General features: G+C 57.6%; 17 protein-coding genes. 12 read left to right on the top strand and 5 right to left on the bottom strand.

What is annotated here, in order from left to right; all coding sequences use genetic code 11:
- The first annotated feature begins 7 nt into the window (after positions 1-7).
- A complete protein-coding gene (locus ACKFRX_RS06470) occupies positions 8-880 on the top strand; it encodes a ParA family protein (protein ID WP_040425292.1) in 873 nt (290 codons plus the stop codon).
- A 6-nt stretch (positions 881-886) separates the two neighbouring features.
- Positions 887-1,684 carry a segregation and condensation protein A gene (locus tag ACKFRX_RS06475; protein WP_408927538.1) on the top strand — a complete coding sequence of 266 codons (798 nt, stop codon included), beginning with the start codon at positions 887-889 and terminating at the stop codon, positions 1,682-1,684.
- Here the strand turns inward: ACKFRX_RS06475 and ACKFRX_RS06480 are convergent.
- Positions 1,681-2,247 (bottom strand): GNAT family N-acetyltransferase, encoded by a 567-nt coding sequence (locus ACKFRX_RS06480; protein ID WP_408922234.1) that lies wholly within the window; start codon positions 2,245-2,247, stop codon positions 1,681-1,683. The genes ACKFRX_RS06475 and ACKFRX_RS06480 overlap by 4 nt on opposite strands.
- A gap of 88 nt (positions 2,248-2,335) precedes the next feature.
- On the opposite strand from ACKFRX_RS06480, the gene scpB reads away from it, so the two are divergent.
- From scpB to ACKFRX_RS06505, 5 genes are all read left to right on the top strand, one after another.
- Positions 2,336-2,890, top strand: coding sequence for an SMC-Scp complex subunit ScpB (scpB, locus tag ACKFRX_RS06485; RefSeq protein ID WP_200436151.1), 555 nt, complete (start codon positions 2,336-2,338; stop codon positions 2,888-2,890).
- Between the two features lie 55 nt (positions 2,891-2,945).
- Positions 2,946-3,857, top strand: a complete 912-nt coding sequence (locus tag ACKFRX_RS06490) for a pseudouridine synthase (protein ID WP_005324678.1) — start codon at positions 2,946-2,948, stop codon at positions 3,855-3,857.
- Positions 3,857-4,552, top strand: coding sequence for a (d)CMP kinase (gene cmk / locus ACKFRX_RS06495; protein ID WP_250409718.1), 696 nt, complete (start codon positions 3,857-3,859; stop codon positions 4,550-4,552). Before ACKFRX_RS06490 ends, cmk begins: the two co-directional genes overlap by 1 nt.
- Entirely contained in the window at positions 4,545-6,125 is a 1,581-nt protein-coding gene (der, locus tag ACKFRX_RS06500) for a ribosome biogenesis GTPase Der (protein WP_005324682.1), read from the top strand. The genes cmk and der overlap by 8 nt, the downstream gene beginning before the upstream one ends.
- A gap of 156 nt (positions 6,126-6,281) precedes the next feature.
- On the top strand, positions 6,282-7,667 hold the full coding sequence (locus tag ACKFRX_RS06505) for an anaerobic C4-dicarboxylate transporter (RefSeq protein ID WP_150850987.1): 1,386 nt from the start codon (positions 6,282-6,284) through the stop codon (positions 7,665-7,667).
- On the opposite strand, the gene ACKFRX_RS06510 is transcribed toward ACKFRX_RS06505, so the two are convergent.
- Complete coding sequence (locus ACKFRX_RS06510) at positions 7,664-8,470, bottom strand: class I SAM-dependent methyltransferase (RefSeq protein ID WP_408927539.1); 807 nt, start codon at positions 8,468-8,470, stop codon at positions 7,664-7,666. The two genes, ACKFRX_RS06505 and ACKFRX_RS06510, sit on opposite strands and share 4 nt — an antisense overlap.
- Positions 8,471-8,507: 37 nt before the next feature.
- Between ACKFRX_RS06510 and ACKFRX_RS06515 the strand changes: the two genes are divergently transcribed.
- The 3 genes from ACKFRX_RS06515 to ACKFRX_RS06525 are packed head-to-tail and all read left to right on the top strand — an operon-like array spanning position 8,508 to position 12,636.
- A complete protein-coding gene (locus ACKFRX_RS06515) occupies positions 8,508-9,938 on the top strand; it encodes an ABC transporter transmembrane domain-containing protein (protein ID WP_408927540.1) in 1,431 nt (476 codons plus the stop codon).
- On the top strand, positions 9,938-11,680 hold the full coding sequence (locus ACKFRX_RS06520) for an ABC transporter ATP-binding protein (RefSeq protein WP_408928272.1): 1,743 nt from the start codon (positions 9,938-9,940) through the stop codon (positions 11,678-11,680). The genes ACKFRX_RS06515 and ACKFRX_RS06520 overlap by 1 nt, the downstream gene beginning before the upstream one ends.
- Positions 11,681-11,718: 38 nt before the next feature.
- Entirely contained in the window at positions 11,719-12,636 is a 918-nt protein-coding gene (locus ACKFRX_RS06525) for an alpha/beta hydrolase family esterase (RefSeq protein WP_408927541.1), read from the top strand.
- On the opposite strand, the gene ACKFRX_RS06530 is transcribed toward ACKFRX_RS06525, so the two are convergent.
- The gene (locus ACKFRX_RS06530; protein WP_408927542.1) at positions 12,633-13,892 is read right to left on the bottom strand and encodes a site-specific DNA-methyltransferase; all 1,260 of its coding nucleotides are present in this window, start codon (positions 13,890-13,892) and stop codon (positions 12,633-12,635) included. The two genes, ACKFRX_RS06525 and ACKFRX_RS06530, sit on opposite strands and share 4 nt — an antisense overlap.
- Positions 13,893-14,228: 336 nt before the next feature.
- Between ACKFRX_RS06530 and ACKFRX_RS06535 the strand changes: the two genes are divergently transcribed.
- Together ACKFRX_RS06535 and ACKFRX_RS06540 are read left to right on the top strand one after the other, a co-directional pair.
- Positions 14,229-14,402 carry an antitoxin gene (locus ACKFRX_RS06535; protein ID WP_408922667.1) on the top strand — a complete coding sequence of 58 codons (174 nt, stop codon included), beginning with the start codon at positions 14,229-14,231 and terminating at the stop codon, positions 14,400-14,402.
- A gap of 198 nt (positions 14,403-14,600) precedes the next feature.
- A complete protein-coding gene (locus ACKFRX_RS06540; RefSeq protein WP_408927543.1) occupies positions 14,601-15,989 on the top strand; it encodes a hypothetical protein in 1,389 nt (462 codons plus the stop codon).
- Between the two features lie 45 nt (positions 15,990-16,034).
- On the opposite strand, the gene ACKFRX_RS06545 is transcribed toward ACKFRX_RS06540, so the two are convergent.
- The gene (locus ACKFRX_RS06545) at positions 16,035-16,643 is read right to left on the bottom strand and encodes a response regulator (protein ID WP_408927544.1); all 609 of its coding nucleotides are present in this window, start codon (positions 16,641-16,643) and stop codon (positions 16,035-16,037) included.
- Positions 16,636-17,418 (bottom strand): sensor histidine kinase, encoded by a 783-nt coding sequence (locus ACKFRX_RS06550; protein WP_408927545.1) that lies wholly within the window; start codon positions 17,416-17,418, stop codon positions 16,636-16,638. The genes ACKFRX_RS06545 and ACKFRX_RS06550 overlap by 8 nt, the downstream gene beginning before the upstream one ends.
- Positions 17,419-17,529: the final 111 nt, after the last annotated feature.

Genomic DNA, 17,529 nt, shown 5'->3' on the forward strand with positions numbered 1-17,529 from the left:
TGTGACTGTGAGCGAAGAGGGTCTATTTTCTGCCTCTGACGTAGAGGTGGGGCTGACCGGTCGTCCTATCCGTGAGTTACCGGAACCCGCACCCTTGGAAAAACATGGGCCGGCCACCATCATTTCTATGTGTAACCAAAAGGGTGGCGTAGGTAAAACCACCTCCACCATCAATATGGGCGCCTGCTTGGCGGAATACGGCCGTAAAGTCCTCTTGGTTGACCTTGACCCCCAGGGCGCGCTTTCGGCGGGTCTCGGGCTCACGCATGACGATATCGAGGACACCATCTATGACGTGATGCTCGATAGCCATACCTCTATTCACTCCGCTATCCAGCACACCGGGGTATCGGGCTTGGATCTGGTGCCGGCGAATATCGACCTCTCCGCCGCGGAAATTCAGATGGTCAATGAAGTCGGTCGCGAGCACACCCTTGCCCGTGCGCTGCGTCCGGTGCGCCGCGATTATGATTTCATCATTATTGACTGCCAGCCCTCCTTGGGCTTGCTTACCGTCAATGCCCTTGCTTGCTCACAGGGTGTGATCATCCCTATGGAGTGCGAGTTCTTCTCCCTGCGCGGTTTGGCGCTGTTGACCGATACGGTGGAAAAGGTTTCTGATCGCATTAACTTTGATCTTGAGGTCATGGGAATCCTGGTGACCATGTTTGATCGCCGTACCAAGCACGCCCGGGAAGTGATGTCCCGAGTGGTGGATTACTTTGGCGATAAGGTCTTTGACACAGTCATTACCCGGACCGTTCGATTCCCAGAGACTTCGGTAGCCGGCGAACCGATTACTACCTGGGCACCCAGCTCCCCGGCCACACAGCAGTACCGGAACCTGGCCAAAGAGGTCATTGAGCGCTCGACCGTTTAAGGTATCGTGACCCAGCCGGAGATTACGGGCTTTCGCATTGCACTGCGGAATTTTGAAGGCCCTTTTGACCTGCTATTGCAGCTTATTCAGTCCAAGAAGATGGACGTGACTGACGTTGCGCTGTCAGAAGTGACGGATGAATTCGTGGCGTATACACGCCAGTTGGGGGAGTACGCTGATCTGGATGAGACCACTGATTTTTTGCTGGTGGCAGCTACGCTCTTGGATTTAAAGGCGGCGCGGCTTCTGCCGCGCGGTGATGTCGACGATATTGAAGACTTGGAACTGCTGGAGTCGCGCGACCTCCTTTTTGCCCGCCTGTTGCAGTACAAGGCTTATAAGCAAGCAGCGGACCAATTCGCCGTGTGGCAGCGCGAGGCGCAGCGCAGCTATCCGCGGGCGGTTTCGATCGAGGAGAGGTTTGCTGAGCTTTTGCCTCCAGTTTCGCTCGGCCATACGCCGGCCAGTTTTGCCGAGCTAGCGGCGGGCGTGTTCCGTCCTAAGCCCCCGGAGGAGGTGGCAACCGGTCACGTGCACGCCGTAGCAGTATCGGTGCCAGAGCAGGCCGGCAAGATTTTGGAAACACTCAAGCTTCTCGGCGCAGGTCAATGGACCAGCTTTGGTGCACTAACCCGCGACTGTACGGTTTCTATGCAGGTAGTGGGGCGTTTCTTGGCCCTGTTGGAGTTGTACAAAGCCAAAGCGGTTGATGCACAACAAGAAGAAGCGCTGGGGCAGCTGGACCTATCGTGGACAGGCCTGGATGTTGACCCAGCGGTAGTTGCCGCAGCGAACTGGGACTAAGGCCGCTGCTGGATGAATTCCAGCGTCTCGGGGGAGAGCTCGCGGTCGGAGTAGACGCGTACGTCTGGTTCCTCGGGGTTGTCCTCGGTGCCTATGCGGCGCCCTTCCCATACTTGTTGGAGCCCTTGCTTTTCGATGACCCGGATGGCCGCCGGGTGATTTGTGGTCACGCGGGCCGTAATGGGGGAGTTGGGGTCCACCTGGCGGATGCTCTTCACCGCCTCGGAGGTGATCTCGGTGGCAAAACCGGCACCCCAATGGGCGGGGCGCAGGCGGTATTTGATGTCCCAGAAGTTGGCCTCTTCGACGAAGATCGCACCACCGACGCCGACGAATTCCGAAGGATTGTGGCGCATATACGCGGCCCAAGGGCCGAAGTGGTGCGCGTCCCACGACTGAGAGGATGCTTGTGCGAGTGCACGCGTGGTGCGGATATCGGCAAAGCGCCCATTGGGACGGTGGCTCCAGATACGTCCGTCGCTGTAGACCTTGTGGGTATCTTCGGTATTAGCGGCGGACAGCGGGATGAGGATGAGTCTGTCGGTGCGAGTGATAGTTTCCATGACAATATGTTAGACGAGTCACCGTGGGGAGCGAAAGTGATTTGGGGAATTTTCTGCGACTTTTTCCTCTGCAGTAAACTCGGGCGCTATGGATCTTCCCCTCATCTCGCAGCTGCGTTCCCGTCTTGAGTCCATATTGCTCGTGCTCGACTCCCCAGCTTCTGTGGAGTCTTTGGCGCGTGCGCTGGGGGCGGAAAGGGACGTCGTCAGTGATTGCTTGCGTTCTATTCAGCGGGAGTTGGATAGTCGCGGTTCTGGTATTGACCTGCGCGAGACCCAAGAGGGGTGGCGCTTTTATACGCGCACCGAAAATGCCGGGGCGGTAGAAGAATTCCTCTTGGATGGCGCCCAAACCAAGCTTTCTCGCGCTGCCCTGGAGACTTTGGCGGTAGTGGCTTATCGCCAGCCCGTCACTCGCCAGCAGGTGGCGGCGGTTCGCGGCGTCAATGTCGATGGCGTAATGCGGACCCTTAACCTGCGCGGGTTGGTCCGGGAGCTGCCGCAGGATGATTTTGAGGGCGCCGCGCACCGGTACGAGACAACGGAATTATTTCTCGAGTTATTGGGGATCGATTCTTTGGAGCGCCTGCCTGACTTGGCGCCGCTGTTGCCTGACGTCGAGGCGATCGACGAAGAGTACTAGCGTGGGGTAGGATTGCCCAGGTAATTTCATATCTTCGAGAGAAAAGGACACGTACGTGACTCCTCCCGCTCGCCGTGACGGCACACCGGATAAGAAGCAGCGAGACAGTGACATCATTGTCTCCAATGCCAAGCCGGCCCGTCACCAGCATGTGTCAAAGAAAAAGCAGAAGGCTACTGCAGAATCCGTAGCCCGCGAATTGGGCGCCGATTGGCTGGTTGATGAAGACAAGCCCAAGGGAGAGCGCCTCCAAAAGGTGCTCGCCAAGGCAGGCGTCGCTTCCCGCCGCCACGCAGAAATCCTCATCGATGCCGGCCGAGTTGAGGTCAACGGCAAGATCATCGCCAAGCAAGGCGTCAAGGTAAACCCCTCCGTCGACGTCATCCGAGTGGACGGCGTGCGCGTCAACGTCAATGAGGAGCACGAATATTTTGTGCTCAATAAGCCGCGCGGCATGCAGTCCACCATGTCCGATGACCTGGGGCGACCGTGCGTGGGCGACGTGGTGTCAGAAAAGGTCGCAGCTGGCCAGCGACTCTTTCACGTTGGCCGCCTCGACGCCGATACGGAAGGCCTGCTCATCCTCACCAATGATGGCGAGTTGGCCAACCGCTTGATGCACCCTAAGTACGAGGTGACCAAGACCTACCTCGCCACCGTATTGGGTGAGGCCGATAGGAAGCTCGTGCGACAGCTCAAGGAAGGCATCGAGCTGGAAGACGGACTGGCAAAGGCCGACTTTGCACAGGTAGTTGATACCAACCAGGGTTATTCCTTGGTGCGTCTTGAACTGCATGAAGGCCGCAAGCATATCGTGCGCCGCATGTTGAAGGAGGCCGGCTTCCCCGTGCAGCGCCTGGTGCGCACCAAGCTGCATACAGTCCAGCTGGGCGATATGAAGCCTGGAGGTCTGCGTGCCCTTAATTCCAGCGAGCTGACTAGCCTGTACAAGGCGGTGGAGATGTAATGATTTCTAATATGCCGAATGAGGGTCTCATCCTCGCCGTGGATGGCCCATCTGGAACTGGAAAGTCGACCACGTGCCGTGCGCTGGCCAAGCAGCTGGATGCAAAGTACGTCGACACTGGTGCTATGTACCGAGTGGCAACGCTTGCTGTGCTGCGTGAAGGCGTCGACCCTGCTGATACCGCCGCGGTTATTGCGGCTACGGCCAATCTGCCCTTGGGAGTATCCGATGACCCGGACTCCACTGAAGTTCTCCTCGGCGGCGAGGACGTCTCGCGCGTTATTCGCGAAGACGAAGTCACCCGTAATGTTTCCGCCGTATCAGCCATTCCGGAGGTGCGCGAGAATCTGGTAGCGCTGCAGCGCAAGCTTGCCCGCGAAGCGCACCGCGCGATTGTAGAAGGGCGCGATATTGGCACTGTGGTGCTTGCCGACGCCCCCGCTAAGGCATTCATGACTGCCTCTGCCGAGGTCCGCGCGCAGCGCCGCCAAACCCAGAATGAAAAGGCGGGCATCGCTTCGGATTACGAGACGGTGCTCGCAGATGTCCAGCGCCGTGATGCGGCGGATTCTTCCCGCAAGGCCTCACCTTTGCGCCCAGCGGAAGACGCAACCCTAGTCGATACCTCCAATATGAGCCCAGAGGATGTGCTGGAAGCTCTGATTAACGTGGTAAAGGAGTCTGTCAATGACTAATCACGATCCCCAGGAAGAGTCGGAGACTCAGTTCCATTACCCAGCCGGTAAGTTCGATGACGAGGTGGTAGAAGCCTCTCCTGGTTGGGCCGCCGATGATTTCAATACCGAGGAATTCGACTATGACTTCGATGACTCGGAATTTGGTGAGGCCGATTATGGCGACGATTCGCATGCAGAAGAGCCTCTGAGTGAAGAGGAGTGGGAAGAACTCTCCCGTGCGTTCGGCGTGGAGTCTGATGACCACACCGAAGAAGCCCTGTGCACGGTGGCCGTTGTCGGTCGCCCAAATGTGGGTAAGTCCTCGTTGGTCAACCGTTTCCTTGGCCGCCGCGAAGCGGTGGTAGAGGACCACCCAGGCGTTACTCGTGACCGAATTTCCTACGTTGCGGACTGGAACGGTCAGCGCTTTTTGGTACAGGACACCGGTGGCTGGGATCCCAACGTGAAGGGCATCCATGCGGCGATTGCCCGCCAGGCAGAAGTAGCCATGGAAACCGCCGATGTCATCGTTATGGTGGTGGACACCAAGGTGGGCATTACGGAGACGGATGAGGTCATGGCTCGCCGCCTGCAGAAATCGCCTGTGCCGGTGATCTTGGTATCGAATAAGTTCGATTCCGATAATCAGTACGCGGATATGGCGGAGTTTTATGCCTTGGGCTTGGGCGATCCGTGGCCCGTATCCGCCCAGCATGGCCGCGGCGGTGCGGACGTGCTCGATGAGATTTTGCGGGTCTTCCCTGAAGAACCTCGGCAGACCGCGATTACCTCTGGCCCTCGCCGCGTCGCATTGGTGGGCAAGCCAAACGTGGGCAAGTCCTCGCTGCTGAATAAGCTCACCAGCGAGGAGCGGTCCGTGGTCGACAACGTCGCGGGAACGACCGTGGATCCGGTTGACTCTCTGGTGCAGCTGGATGATCAGCTGTGGAAGTTCATTGATACCGCGGGCCTGCGCAAGAAGGTGAAGAACGCACAGGGGCATGAATACTATGCGTCCTTGCGTACCCGCGGCGTTATCGATGCGGCCGAGGTCTGCATTATGCTTATCGACGCCTCTGAGGAAATCTCCGAACAAGACCAGCGCGTGCTCAATATGGTGCTCGAGGCGGGTAAGGCCCTGGTGATCGCGTTTAATAAGTGGGACCTCATGGATGAGGATCGCCGCTACTACCTGGACCGAGAGATTGATCAGCAGCTGAGCCACTTGCCGTGGGTCACGCGCGTGAATATCTCTGCGGAAACGGGCCGCGCGCTGCAGAAGCTGGAGCCGGCCATGATTGAGGCACTGGAAAGTTGGGATCAGCGTGTGTCCACGGGCCAGCTGAATAACTGGTTGCGTGAGGCTATCGCGGCTAATCCGCCGCCGATGAAAAATAACCGCCTGCCGCGCGTATTGTTCGCCACGCAGGCGTCGACTCAGCCGCCGACCATCGTCTTATTTACGACGGGCTTCTTGGACGCGGCGTATCGCCGCTACCTTGAGCGCAAGTTCCGCGAGCGGTTTGGTTTCCACGGAACGCCTATCCGCATCGCAGTGCGCGTGAGGGAAAAGCGCGGCAAGAAGCGCTAGCAGTATGCCCGTTACGCTGGGATTATAGCACTCAGGCGAGCGATTATTGCACCGGACACGGTGTGAGAATTCGCTCGCCTTTCCGTTTATGTCCGGTTATGTGGGTCTGTATAGGATATAACCAGTTAATAATTCTCTCGTGATGGAAGGCTCAGCATGCTAGCCAGCGTAATTGCGCCAGATTCAATTCTGGCCATCGTGCTCCAGGTCATCATCATCCTCAGTGCCCTGCTATTGGGCACTCGTTATGGTGGCATCGGACTTGGTCTTATTTCCGGCATCGGTTTGATGCTCATGGTCTTTGTCTTCGGCCTCGCCCCGGGTGAGCCGCCGGTATCCGTGATGCTGACCATCATTGCGGTCATCGGTTGCGCCGCCACCTTGCAACAGGCGCGCGGCCTAGAAGTGATGATGCAATTTGCCGAGAAATTTCTCCGCGCCCACCCAGAGCGCATTACCATCCTCGCGCCGCTAACCACTTGGTTCCTGACGGTCCTGTGCGGTACGGGCCACGTGGTCTACACGATGTTTCCGATCATCGAGGACATTGCCCTGAAGAAGGGCATCCGCCCAGAGCGCCCCATGGCCGTGGCATCAACGTCGGCTCAGATGGGTATTACGGCCTCGCCAGTATCTGTGGCCACCGTATCCCTAGCGTCCATCATCGCGGAAAACGCCGGTGCTATCGATCACGCCTATTCCATTCCGCAGATCCTCATGGTGGCTATGCCCGCCTCGCTTGCCGGTGTCATTCTTGCCTCGCTGTGGTCGCTGCGCCGCGGTAAGGACCTGGACGAGGACCCGGCATTCCAGGAGCGCATGAAGGATCCGGAGTTTGCAGAAAGCATTCACCAGTCCACCGGATCGCTGATGGATGAAGAATTTTCGCCAGAAGCAAAACGAGCAGTGGTTATCTTCCTCGTGGCTATCGCCAGCGTGGTCGCGCTCGGTGCGTTCGAATTCCTGCGCCCACTCGTCCCAGGCGATGATGGCGAGTTGAGCCCGCTGTCGATGAACCTGGTTATCCAGATGGTCATGCTTGTTGCCGGCGCAATCATCTTGCTTAGCTGCAAGGCTGACCCGAAGAAGATCGCGTCCACGCCAGTCTTTAAGGCCGGTATGACCGCAGTATTCTCGGTCTTTGGCGTGGCATGGATGGCAGATACCTTCTTCGAAGCCCATATCGATGCCCTAGAATCCAACCTCGGGTCCGTGGTCGAGGCCGCCCCGTGGGCCTACGCGGTGGTACTGGTCATCGTGTCCAAGCTGGTTAACTCCCAGGCCGCCGCCCTGGTTGCCATCGCTCCGATTGGCCTGCAGCTGGGAATTGACCCCGCCATTATCGTTGGTTTCTACGGCGCAGCGTATGGCTACTTCATCTTGCCAACCTACCCTTCGGACCTGGCCTGCATCGGCTTCGACCGCACGGGCACCACTCACATTGGCAAGTTCGTCATCAACCACTCGTTCCTTGTCCCTGGCGCCATCTCGGTGTTCACCTCCTGCGTGGTGGGCTCGCTACTGGCGCAGGTCCTGCTCTAATCCGAATCCCGTACCAGCACGAAGGCATCCGTGCGGTACGGGATGCGTAGTTTTTGCCCCGGCTTAAATCCCATGTGCTCGTAGAGGTACCAATCCAGGTTGTGGGTCATACGCTCATGGATGGCTTCGCCATTGCGCAGCCAATAGGAGCGGGTATGCATCAATTGGTGAAGCTGCTCCGGGGTAAGTTTGTTCTCCCAGGTCAAGCGCAGCTCGCGGTCTAAAGACCACGGCGCCGTATAGTCCGGGTAAAAGCCTGGCTTATGTACATCGCCGGAGTGCATGATGCGAGATAGCCGCAGGATCCAGGGGTCCGCGTTGACATCGAGCGTGTTCCACACCAGGAGAATCTTCCCGCCCGGCGCGAGGACGCGGTCAAGCTCTGCACAGGCGGCTGGCACGTCGACCCAATGCCAGGTTTGGGCGAGGCAGGCGGCGTCTAAGGAGGCGTCGCCAAGCGCGGTGTTTTCGGCCGTAGCACGAAGGACCGGCAGGCGGAGGTGGGCTGCGAGAATCCCAGCCATATCGGCGGAGGGCTCCAGAGCCAAAACCCGAGCATTGGGTAGGGACTCAGTGAGTTTTCCAGTACCGGCGCCAATATCGGCCACGGTATGGGCGTCAGCAATAAGGGCAGAAACCTCGTCCGGATAGCCGGGGCGCACATCATGATAGGTGCTCGCGCCGCGGCGGAAGGCCTGGGCGGAAGCGGTGCGTTGCGCGGCATCGCGGAAGCCGGGGCCTTGTCTAGTGGAGGCCTTGCGGTAGCTAGGGAAGTGGCTGGGATCGGGGTGGCGAGTCGACATAGCCCATCTAACCTACCGCGAATTAGAATGGCTGCCTATGAGGACACTTCCTGCACCATCAGATCCCAGGTGGCTGCTAAAGACCGTCTTTTCTCGTCCGGCACTCACTGTGCCGGCCGCACTCTGCATGGCTGTCTCTTTTCTGCTTAACGGATCGACTCCAGTGATAGTGGGACATGCCGTTGATGAAGCTGTGTCGAAAGGATCCGTTGACCGACTAGGCATGTGGCTGGTGGTATTGGGGGTAGCTTTTGGTCTGAATGCCATAGCCGCATGGTTCGGACGCGGCCTCAACGCGCGAGCCATGCTAGTAATTGGGCACGATGTCCGCATGGCCATCACGGATAGGATTCAGGATCCGCGGGGCCTTGCGGGTGAGCCCCGCACCGCCGGCGAGCTGCTTGCCATCGCCTCCACGGACGCACGGCGAGTGCAGAATGCCGTAATGATGACGGTCTTTCCCGTCGCTGAGATCACCGCCATTGTGTATGTGGCGATTATGGCTAGCCGTATTAACCTGCCTTTAGGCATTGCCATTTTGTGCGGCGGGCCGCTCATGGTGTGGGGCTCAGTGCGCGCGGCAAAGCCTCTGCGTACGCGTTCCGGAGTCCGCCAAGCGGCGTTGGCAAAAGCTAGCGCCATGGCCACCGATGTGGTCCAAGGCCTGCGGATCCTTAAGGGCCTGGGCGCTGTAGCCACAGTGAGCAGGCGCTATTCCGCGGTGTCTGGTGCCGCCTATGCGCGAACGGTAGAAGCCAATGGTGCCCAAGCCCGACTTAATGCGACCACGGAGATTTTGGGCTCGGTATATGTCATTGCGGTGGGTATTGGTGCAGGAATGATGGCTATGCGCTCCATGATTAGCGTAGGTGAACTCATTACGGTTATTGGCCTTACGCAGTTCATTATCACCCCGATGACGATGCTGGGCCGAAATATCGCCTCGCGGTGGGCGGCTGCACAGGCAAGCGCTGAGCGCATTACCGCCCTCCTCGCCGCCCCCGGGGTGGAGAAGAGTGAACCGGAGGTTCCGGCTCTCGCTCCTGGGGTCAACGTGGTACCCGAACCTGTTCCAGAGGATCTCGAATTCTTGCCGCGCGAGCGATTCCTGGTTGTTCCACACGAAAGCATGCTTTTCGAGGGGACCGTGGGGGACAATATTCATCCGGATCGCGCGGGTGCACAACGAGCCCTCTACGTGGCTGCAGGGGAAGATATCCCGGGCGGGTTGGACCGTGAGGTGGGAGAAGGCGGCCGAAACCTTTCTGGTGGACAGCAACAGCGCGTGGCGCTTGCACGAGCCATTGCTGCCGACGCAGAGATTTTAGTTTTGGCCGACCCAACTACCGCGGTGGATTCGGTGACCGAGCAGGAAATTGCGCAGCGAGTGGCGCATCACCGCGGGTCTAAGCCCACGCTTGTCTTCACCACTTCGCCGGCGTGGGCAACAGTGGGGGCGGAGCTATGATGCGGTTTCCCACGGCCTCTTGGCCCCAAGTGCGTAAGGAAGTGGGCCGCCAGCTTTCCGACGTCCCCGGTGCTCGCCCCCAAGCCGCAGCGGCCTTAGCCTTGCTTACCGCAGGCGCCGGCAGCAATGTAGCTATCCCCATCCTGTTGGGAAAGATCGTTGACGCTGTCATTGATCAAGGCGCCATCGCACCCATCGGTATCTCGCTGGTGCTGGTGGCTGTGGTCTCCGCACTGTTTTCCGCGACGGGGTTCTATGTTCTTTCGCGCCTAAGCGAGCGCGTGATCTCCGCTTTGCGCGAGGATATGGTTTCTACCGCTCTCCGCCTGCCTACCCACCGTGTGGAGGAAGCCGGCACTGGGGATTTGGTCTCTCGCTCGACCGACGACGTAGCAGAACTATCGGCAGCCGTAACCGAGACCGTTCCTGTGCTGGCGAAATCCGTCTTCGCCATCGCAACCACCGGGGTGGCACTAGTCAGCCTCAATTGGCAATACTTACTGGTAGTAGGCGCAGTTACGTCGTTATATTTCATTGCTGCGCGCCAGTACCTGCAGCGCGCTCCACAGCGCTATACCGACGAACGCGCTGCCATGGCGGAACGGGCACGCAGGCTCCTGGAGGCAATTCGCGGGCGAGAGACTGTGCGCGCCTTTGGCATGGAAGACCAGATGCATGCCGGTATTGAACGTGCCTCCGCACAGGTGGTGGACAAGGGCTACGCTGCGCGAAGGACAATGATGGTCCTGCAGCTATGGATGACGGTCATTGAGCTAGTCATGCTGGTCTGCGGTCTGGTCGTTAGCTTTTGGGTGGTGCAGTCTGGGGCCCTCACCGTTGGCGCAGTCACCGCGGCCATGCTCCTTCTTATTCGCTTGCGCGGTCCGCTCATGGGATTGATGCGAGTCATCGATACCGTTCAATCCGGCTATGCCTCCCTGTCACGGATAGTTGGGGTGGTCATGGATCCGCCACGGGCGGTGCCAGACTTCGGCGCCCCGACCCCAGGTGGAGTTGCCGAATTAAAAGAAGTGAGCTTCAGCTACGATGACGGCGGCTGGGCTGTGCAAGACGTAAACCTTAAGCTTCCCGCTGGACACACCGTAGCTTTAGTGGGAGCCTCTGGTGCGGGAAAGACCACGGTCGCTGCTCTTCTAGCCGGACTGCGGGTGCCTGCTGCCGGAACAGTCGTGGTCGATGGAGTAGAGGTATCGGCCCTTTCTGATTCCGAACGGGTGGCGCGTTTAGCGATGATTTCCCAAGAGGTCCACGTATTCTCAGGAACCCTGCGCGAAGATTTGTCCTTGGCTGCCCCGCAAGCCTCAGACGCACAAATGGAAGATGCACTACAGCGCGTCGGCGCACAGTGGTATCTGCAGCTAGAAGAGGGCCTAGATACGGTCATCGGCGCACAGGGGATTCACCTAGACCCAGTAGCAGCGCAGCAGCTTGCGCTGGCGCGAATATTGCTTTTAGATCCCGAGATCGTCATCATGGATGAGGCCACCGCAGAGGCCGGATCGGTGGGGGCAGAATCTCTGGAAGAAGCCGCCACAGAGGTCACCCGTGGGCGAACCGCACTGGTAGTGGCACACCGACTAGACCAAGCCGCACGAGCCGATAGCATCGCCGTGATGGATAACGGGCGGGTGGTGGAGCAAGGCAGTCACCACGAACTGTTAAATTATGGTGGCCGCTATAAGCAACTATGGACCGCATGGCAGAAGGGACGACAAAGATGAACGCGAGGTCGCTACGGGTCGTGTTAGGCGCGGTAGCAGTGAGTTTCCTTGCGGTTGCCGGCGCATCATGTTCGGCCGATTCGCCCGACTCCGCTCCTCAAGCAGTCCCAACTGAGACGAAAAACCTAGGGATTCCAACCTCCGCACCGCTGAGCGGACCCGAGCCGGGAAGCTATACCACCGTTAATCTGCCCTCGGGACGCTCCTTTATCCTCAGCGTGCCCAAAGACTACACCGGGGAGAAAAAGTGGCCCATGGTCCTGGCCTTTCCAGGCTGGGGACAATCTGCCGAGAATCTCCGCGGCTATTCCCGCCTCGATGCCGCTGATGCCATCACTGTTTTCGCAGAAGGTAAAAAGAAGGCTTGGAGCCCTGCTCCCTATGCCAAGACGTCAACGGCAGAGGACAAGAAATTTGTTCGCGACATCATTGATGCCGTTCGAGCAACGTATCGGGTAGATGACTCCCGGATTTTTGCTACCGGGATGTCGAACGGTGGCGGGTTTGCCGCCTACCTGGCTTGTCAGATGCCCGATGTCTTTAAATCCGTGGCTACAGTTTCCGCCGCCTACTACAAAGATATTCTCAAAGACTGTGCTCATTCACCCGTGGGCCGATTGGATATGCACGGCACCGTGGACCCCGTGGTGGGCTACTACGGTGGAACGCGCCATAAGACCAAGTACTATTCTGTGGAATCCGTGCTGGAACAAGACCGTAAACGCAATGGTTGCTCTACCAATGTCGATATGACCCGCCTGGTCAACAATGCACTCGATATGAAGTGGAGCGGCTGTACCGCACCGCTTGAACACATCCGTATCGCCGGAGGCTCACACGTATGGCCTGGTGGTACAGCAGACGCGCACAATGAGGTAGGCAAATTCTTTGCTACCGACCGCGTCCTAGACTTCTTCGGCATTCCCGGTCGCCCGTCCGGTACCGCACAGACTTAGTCCTGGCGATAGACCTGAAAGTTAGCGCCTGGAACCTTGCGCACCCTTTCAATGCAAATATCTGCAATGGTAGAAAAGCCCGCGCGATGAGCAGCGCTACGCGGGGAGGTTGGCTCTGGAATTTGCACAAGGTGAAAAGACCGAGTGCCCCCATCGTCGTTATTGAGTTCCACTACCGCCTGGGCAGTGGTGCCGGAGCCCGCAAAAAAGTCAAGGACGCGCGCATTCTTTCCACCCGCAATGGAAATGAGGTGCTTAATCAAGCGCACCGGTTTGGGAAACTCGAAAACGCCCTCTATCCCCATGACGTCTTCAGCATCGCGCCTGCCAGTGCGGGTCACCCCAAAGCGCTCGCCGTCCAAGATGGAGCGTGGGCGCGCTCCCACCTTCTGATAGTTCTTGGTATAGACAAAACCTCGCCGGAAGACGAGCTCATCGAAGCGCTGTTCAACCTTATCCCGTCCCCAGCGCCAACGGGCGACCTTTTCTTTTCCCACCGGCTGGTCCGGCCAATATTCCTTGCCGTCGGGCCCAGAGATAGGGAAGTCGAGGGAGGGAAGGTACCCAAGGGTCTTAGAGTCTAAACGCACCAAGGAGTACTTCCCTTTGTCATCCTCATGGTTGTATTTGGTAGAAGTGTGACCGTGGAGATCGACATTGAACCCCGGATTGTCGGGAGTGCGGGCGTAACACAGAATATATTCGTGTTCTACCACCGCGTACTTAGAATCGTTCTTGCCGGTGCCGGCCTTTTTCCAAATCAATTGGCCGGCAAAGCACTCCTCTCCAAAAACTTCATCGAGTACCTTGCGCGTATTGGCCACTTCGTCTTCTCCGATGGAGACAAAAATGAAACCTTGTGCGGAAAGTACGTTTCGGGCCAAGATGAGTCGGGGAAGCATCATCGACAGCCATTGCGAGTGCCATTCTGCATAGCTTCCGGAACGCATCTGGCGGCGCAATCGGTAGTTATCGCGGTAGACAAAGTCTTTGCCCGTGTTATAAGGCGGGTCGATATAGATAACGTCAAAGAGTTCTCCGCGGGAGGTGAGCCTTTGCAGAACCGGAAGATTATCTGCCGCAATAATCGCGTTGTCCGTGTCGCAGGCTGTGCTGAGCGCGGAATCACGCGTGAAACGTCGGCTCAGCGGCGATCTGGCAGCTGCTCGGGCAGCCTCTTTACCTGGCCATACTAAGCCAAAGAATTCCGTGCCCGGTTCCGGGGTGGACGGCGGCGCTGGGGTAGTTGAAGCCATGGTGCGAAGCCTTCGTTGGTAAATCGTCGTTACCGTCTAACGCTATCATTTGCAAGACTGAGGAAAATTGGCCTGAAGTTAAAATATGCACCCCGATTTTGCTTATACTTCGCTGGGGTAGGGATAAAGCAGCAGGCCTTATTGGGTGCTCGATTGGCTGCGGGGGTGTCTGGATGCCCCTGAGAACAATCGCGGTGCGGGGCGGTAAAATTTATTTGGTCTAGTGGCCGAAGAGACTTTTCGGTGGCATGTTGGCTCAATTGTCGGTACGTTGGGGTGTGTTGCCGGACACGGCAGCTTTTAGATAAAGCTAGAACTGGAAGAAAGGATAACCACATGGGTATCTTCGATAAGGCAAAGGACGCACTGAACTCCGACAAGGGCGAAGAGCTCAGCGACAAGGGCTTGGACAAGGCAGCTGACGCAGCTAAGGGCAAGCTCGGCGAGGACAAGGCTGAGCAGATCGACAAGGCTCGTGACGCAGCTGACGGCAAGCTTGGTACCGAGTAAATAGCTTCGCCCGCTTAAAGGGTGAATGGCTACTTTCTACTTTGGCCCCCAGCCCGCAAGGGCTGGGGGCCAAAGTTATATGAAGACCAGTGGCTCAAAGCCGGGAAAGGTCTATATTGGTGCTCCCACCTGTTTGTGGGTGACTCAACTTAAAAAGTGAACGTATCCCAAGCAAATTTGCATGAAATCGCTAGGATTATGTTTGTGAACAATCTTGAAGGCACCGTTTCCGATGCGGGCTCCACTAAGCAGCGCTTGCTGGAGCAGAGTGCCCGTATCCTGGCTAAGGGTGGGCGCGACGCTTTAAAGGTTTGTGCTGTGGCGGAGCAGATCGCTGTTCCAGTCGAAGAAGCTAAGTCTTTCTTTGAAGATGACCACGACCTTTACATTCAGACCAGCCAGTTCTTGGATGAGCGTCTCCTAGTAGCTGCCTACGGGGCACTCGATAAACTGCCGGATGACGCGTCCGCGATTCAGAAACTTCGCGAGTCTGCCAAGGCTTACTTCAATTTGGCTCTTGATAACCCCACCTACTTCGCCGCCTATAACAACTCCGAGACGGCAACGAGCTTTCCCAACTTTGAGGACGGCATCGAAGAGTCGAGAAGCTTTGATGCCTTCCCGCCCACTTTCCGCTGGATGCTTGAACACATGCGGGAAGCCGCCATTGCAGCACGCGGCGATTTTGATCACCGCTTGGTAGTGATCCAAGCACTTACTTTCTTGTCTGAGTTGCAGGGCATTACTCACTTGGCCACGTTCGGCATTATGCGTCATCTCTCGCCCACGGCGAAGAAGCAGACCTTCAATGCTTGCATTGAGACTTTATTCTCTGGGCTGGAAGTTAGCTTGCGTGACGGGGAGATTGCGCCCTTTGAACCGCTAGCACTCGTTGGTGAACCAGCGGAACCGTTTACTACAGCAGCAAAGGACATGCCAAAGTCTACGGCTGAGGAAAAGCGTGCAGCCATCTTCCGTGGTGCAGCCGAAGAAATTGTCTATAACGGTCTTCCTAGCTTGCATCTTGGCTCTGCTGCTGCGCGAGCAGGCGTAGATTTGGCAGATGCGGAGCATCTTTTCGATGGTAATTCTCACCTGCTGCGCTCTTTGGAAGAGTCTTTGGATGAAGCCAACACGCTATCGATCATGCGCCAGAACCAGGCCGTGCCAGAAGGATCCCACGGGCTGGATTATATTAAGGCAACCGGCTTCGGATATTTGGAGTATGCGCTGGAAGACCCCGTCGGCTTTGTCGCCCTCATTGAGGTATCAAGCCGCTCGATTGTCCCCGTCTCTTTCGATGAGTCCGGCGATACTGAGCAACCATTCGATATGGGTAAGGCCTTCACCTTCATCATGAATCTGGTGCGCGATGCCATTTCTGAGTCGAATGGGCCACGATCGCCATGGATTCTCTTCACTCAGATTGCGGCGCTGTGGGCCTCCATCCACGGGCTCTCGCAGTTGAGTACCGTAGGAGCCTTGCGCTACCACTCGGCTGATTTCTACTTCAACCTAGCTTCCAAGGTGATGGACGTAGTCCTTCAGGGCATGGTCAATGTCCTTGAGCTAAAGAAGCCAGAATAGGAAATCAAGTAATAAAGGGGACCCGCAGCGGGCTCCCCTTTTTTTCTATATCCATCCCCGGGCACGTGCCATAGTTGCTGCCTCAAAGCGGTTCCCAGTTCCTGTCTTGGCGATGAGCGAAGAGACAATATTGCGCACTGTCCCAGTGCTCAGATGAAGGTGCCCGGCAATCTGGCGGGTGTCGCTACCCTCCAAGACATGACGTGTGACCTCCTTTTCGCGTGCGGTTAGTGGATTGTCGGGCGTGAAAATAGTCTCTTGGGCCAGTGCAGGGTCGATGACCTTTAGACCGGCGTGCACTCGCCTAATGGCTTCGGCAAGTTGTTCGGGTGGGGTGTCTTTGACTACGAAGCCAGCTACGCCCGTTTCCAGCGCACGTTTGACGTAGCCACTGCGACCAAAGGTCGTGACAATCAGGCCGCGGCAACCCGTGCCCTCTAGTTCAGCGGCCGCATCAAGACCGTTCTTACCGGGCATTTCAATATCGAGTAGCGCAACGTCGACGCCATGCTTGGCGACGAGCCCCGCAACCTCCGCGCCCGTTGCGCACTCAGCTACAACGCTGATATCTGGCTCTGTCTCCAAGAGGGCAACTAGCGCCCCACGCACTAATGATTGGTCCTCAGCAATGAGAACTCGGATGGGATCAGTCATTGCCTGAGCCTCCGGCGGTAGTAAGAGGAAGAAAGTCCGTGTCGCCATTCATAGTAACCAAGGCCAGAGTACAGCCATTGCGGCGCGCAAAGAGCAGCTGTCCGCCAGCATCTGTTATGCGTTTACGCAAACCGTCAATCCCACCGTGGGCACGAGAAGGACTTTCGTCAGCGTCAAACCCGCAGCCATCGTCCGCGACTTGGAGTTGGTGGTCTGTCACCTGAACCCAACAGTGCGCTGCGCCTGAGTGGCGGACCACGTTTGTGGTCAGCTCGCGCAGCGCCCAGGAAAATTCGGCGTCGTAAAGCCCAGCGCCTTTTGCCGCAGAGGGCAAGTACGACACAATGCCGGCAGTGTCGAGAGCCCTGTGAGCCGCGTGGATTTCCCCTTCAAAAGTGGGCATGCGCATCCGGGTTACTGTGGAGCGGACTTCCGCCAAGCCCCTCCGAGAAAGCGCGCTCACCTCCTGGAGCTCCTGCTGCGCCCGTTTCGGATCCGAATCTATTAGACGGCAGGCAAGCTCTGACTTGAGGTTGATAACGGTCAAAGAGTGGCCCAAGAGATCGTGAACATCGGTAGCGATATCCTCGCGTTGGCGTGCCAAGTCCAATTCATGTTCCAATTCAGCGCGGCTATCTTCGCGCTGGGAAAATGTACCTAGCAGCACTAGTAGTATCGGCCAGGCGAAGAGGACTATCAGGGCCCAGCCGGCGCTTTCAGGAGCGAAGAACCACGTGGTGGTCGCGAGCACGATCCCCATTAGCAGGGTTAGCACTAATGCTCGGCGTAGCGGAAGGTTAAAGCCGAGCAGCGCCGCCAGGTAAGGCACAAACCTGACGGCTATTATCCCGAAGAAACCAATTGATATCGCTGCGATGACCGCGAG

Origin of the sequence: Corynebacterium tuberculostearicum (assembly GCF_046097465.1) — a bacterium.
Classification (GTDB): domain Bacteria; phylum Actinomycetota; class Actinomycetes; order Mycobacteriales; family Mycobacteriaceae; genus Corynebacterium; species Corynebacterium tuberculostearicum_I.

Excerpts from the sequence above, each read along its gene's own strand:
- ACKFRX_RS06520 (WP_408928272.1), top strand. The coding sequence starts at position 9,938 with ATGCGGTTTCCCACGGCCTCTTGGCCCCAAGTGCGTAAGGAAGTGGGC.
- ACKFRX_RS06545 (WP_408927544.1), bottom strand. The coding sequence starts at position 16,643 with ATGACTGATCCCATCCGAGTTCTCATTGCTGAGGACCAATCATTAGTG.
- ACKFRX_RS06505 (WP_150850987.1), top strand. The coding sequence starts at position 6,282 with ATGCTAGCCAGCGTAATTGCGCCAGATTCAATTCTGGCCATCGTGCTC.
- ACKFRX_RS06510 (WP_408927539.1), bottom strand. The coding sequence starts at position 8,470 with ATGTCGACTCGCCACCCCGATCCCAGCCACTTCCCTAGCTACCGCAAG.
- cmk (WP_250409718.1), top strand. The coding sequence starts at position 3,857 with ATGATTTCTAATATGCCGAATGAGGGTCTCATCCTCGCCGTGGATGGC.
- ACKFRX_RS06540 (WP_408927543.1), top strand. The coding sequence starts at position 14,601 with ATGTTTGTGAACAATCTTGAAGGCACCGTTTCCGATGCGGGCTCCACT.
- ACKFRX_RS06515 (WP_408927540.1), top strand. The coding sequence starts at position 8,508 with ATGAGGACACTTCCTGCACCATCAGATCCCAGGTGGCTGCTAAAGACC.
- ACKFRX_RS06530 (WP_408927542.1), bottom strand. The coding sequence starts at position 13,892 with ATGGCTTCAACTACCCCAGCGCCGCCGTCCACCCCGGAACCGGGCACG.
- scpB (WP_200436151.1), top strand. The coding sequence starts at position 2,336 with ATGGATCTTCCCCTCATCTCGCAGCTGCGTTCCCGTCTTGAGTCCATA.
- der (WP_005324682.1), top strand. The coding sequence starts at position 4,545 with ATGACTAATCACGATCCCCAGGAAGAGTCGGAGACTCAGTTCCATTAC.
- ACKFRX_RS06535 (WP_408922667.1), top strand. The coding sequence starts at position 14,229 with ATGGGTATCTTCGATAAGGCAAAGGACGCACTGAACTCCGACAAGGGC.
- ACKFRX_RS06480 (WP_408922234.1), bottom strand. The coding sequence starts at position 2,247 with ATGGAAACTATCACTCGCACCGACAGACTCATCCTCATCCCGCTGTCC.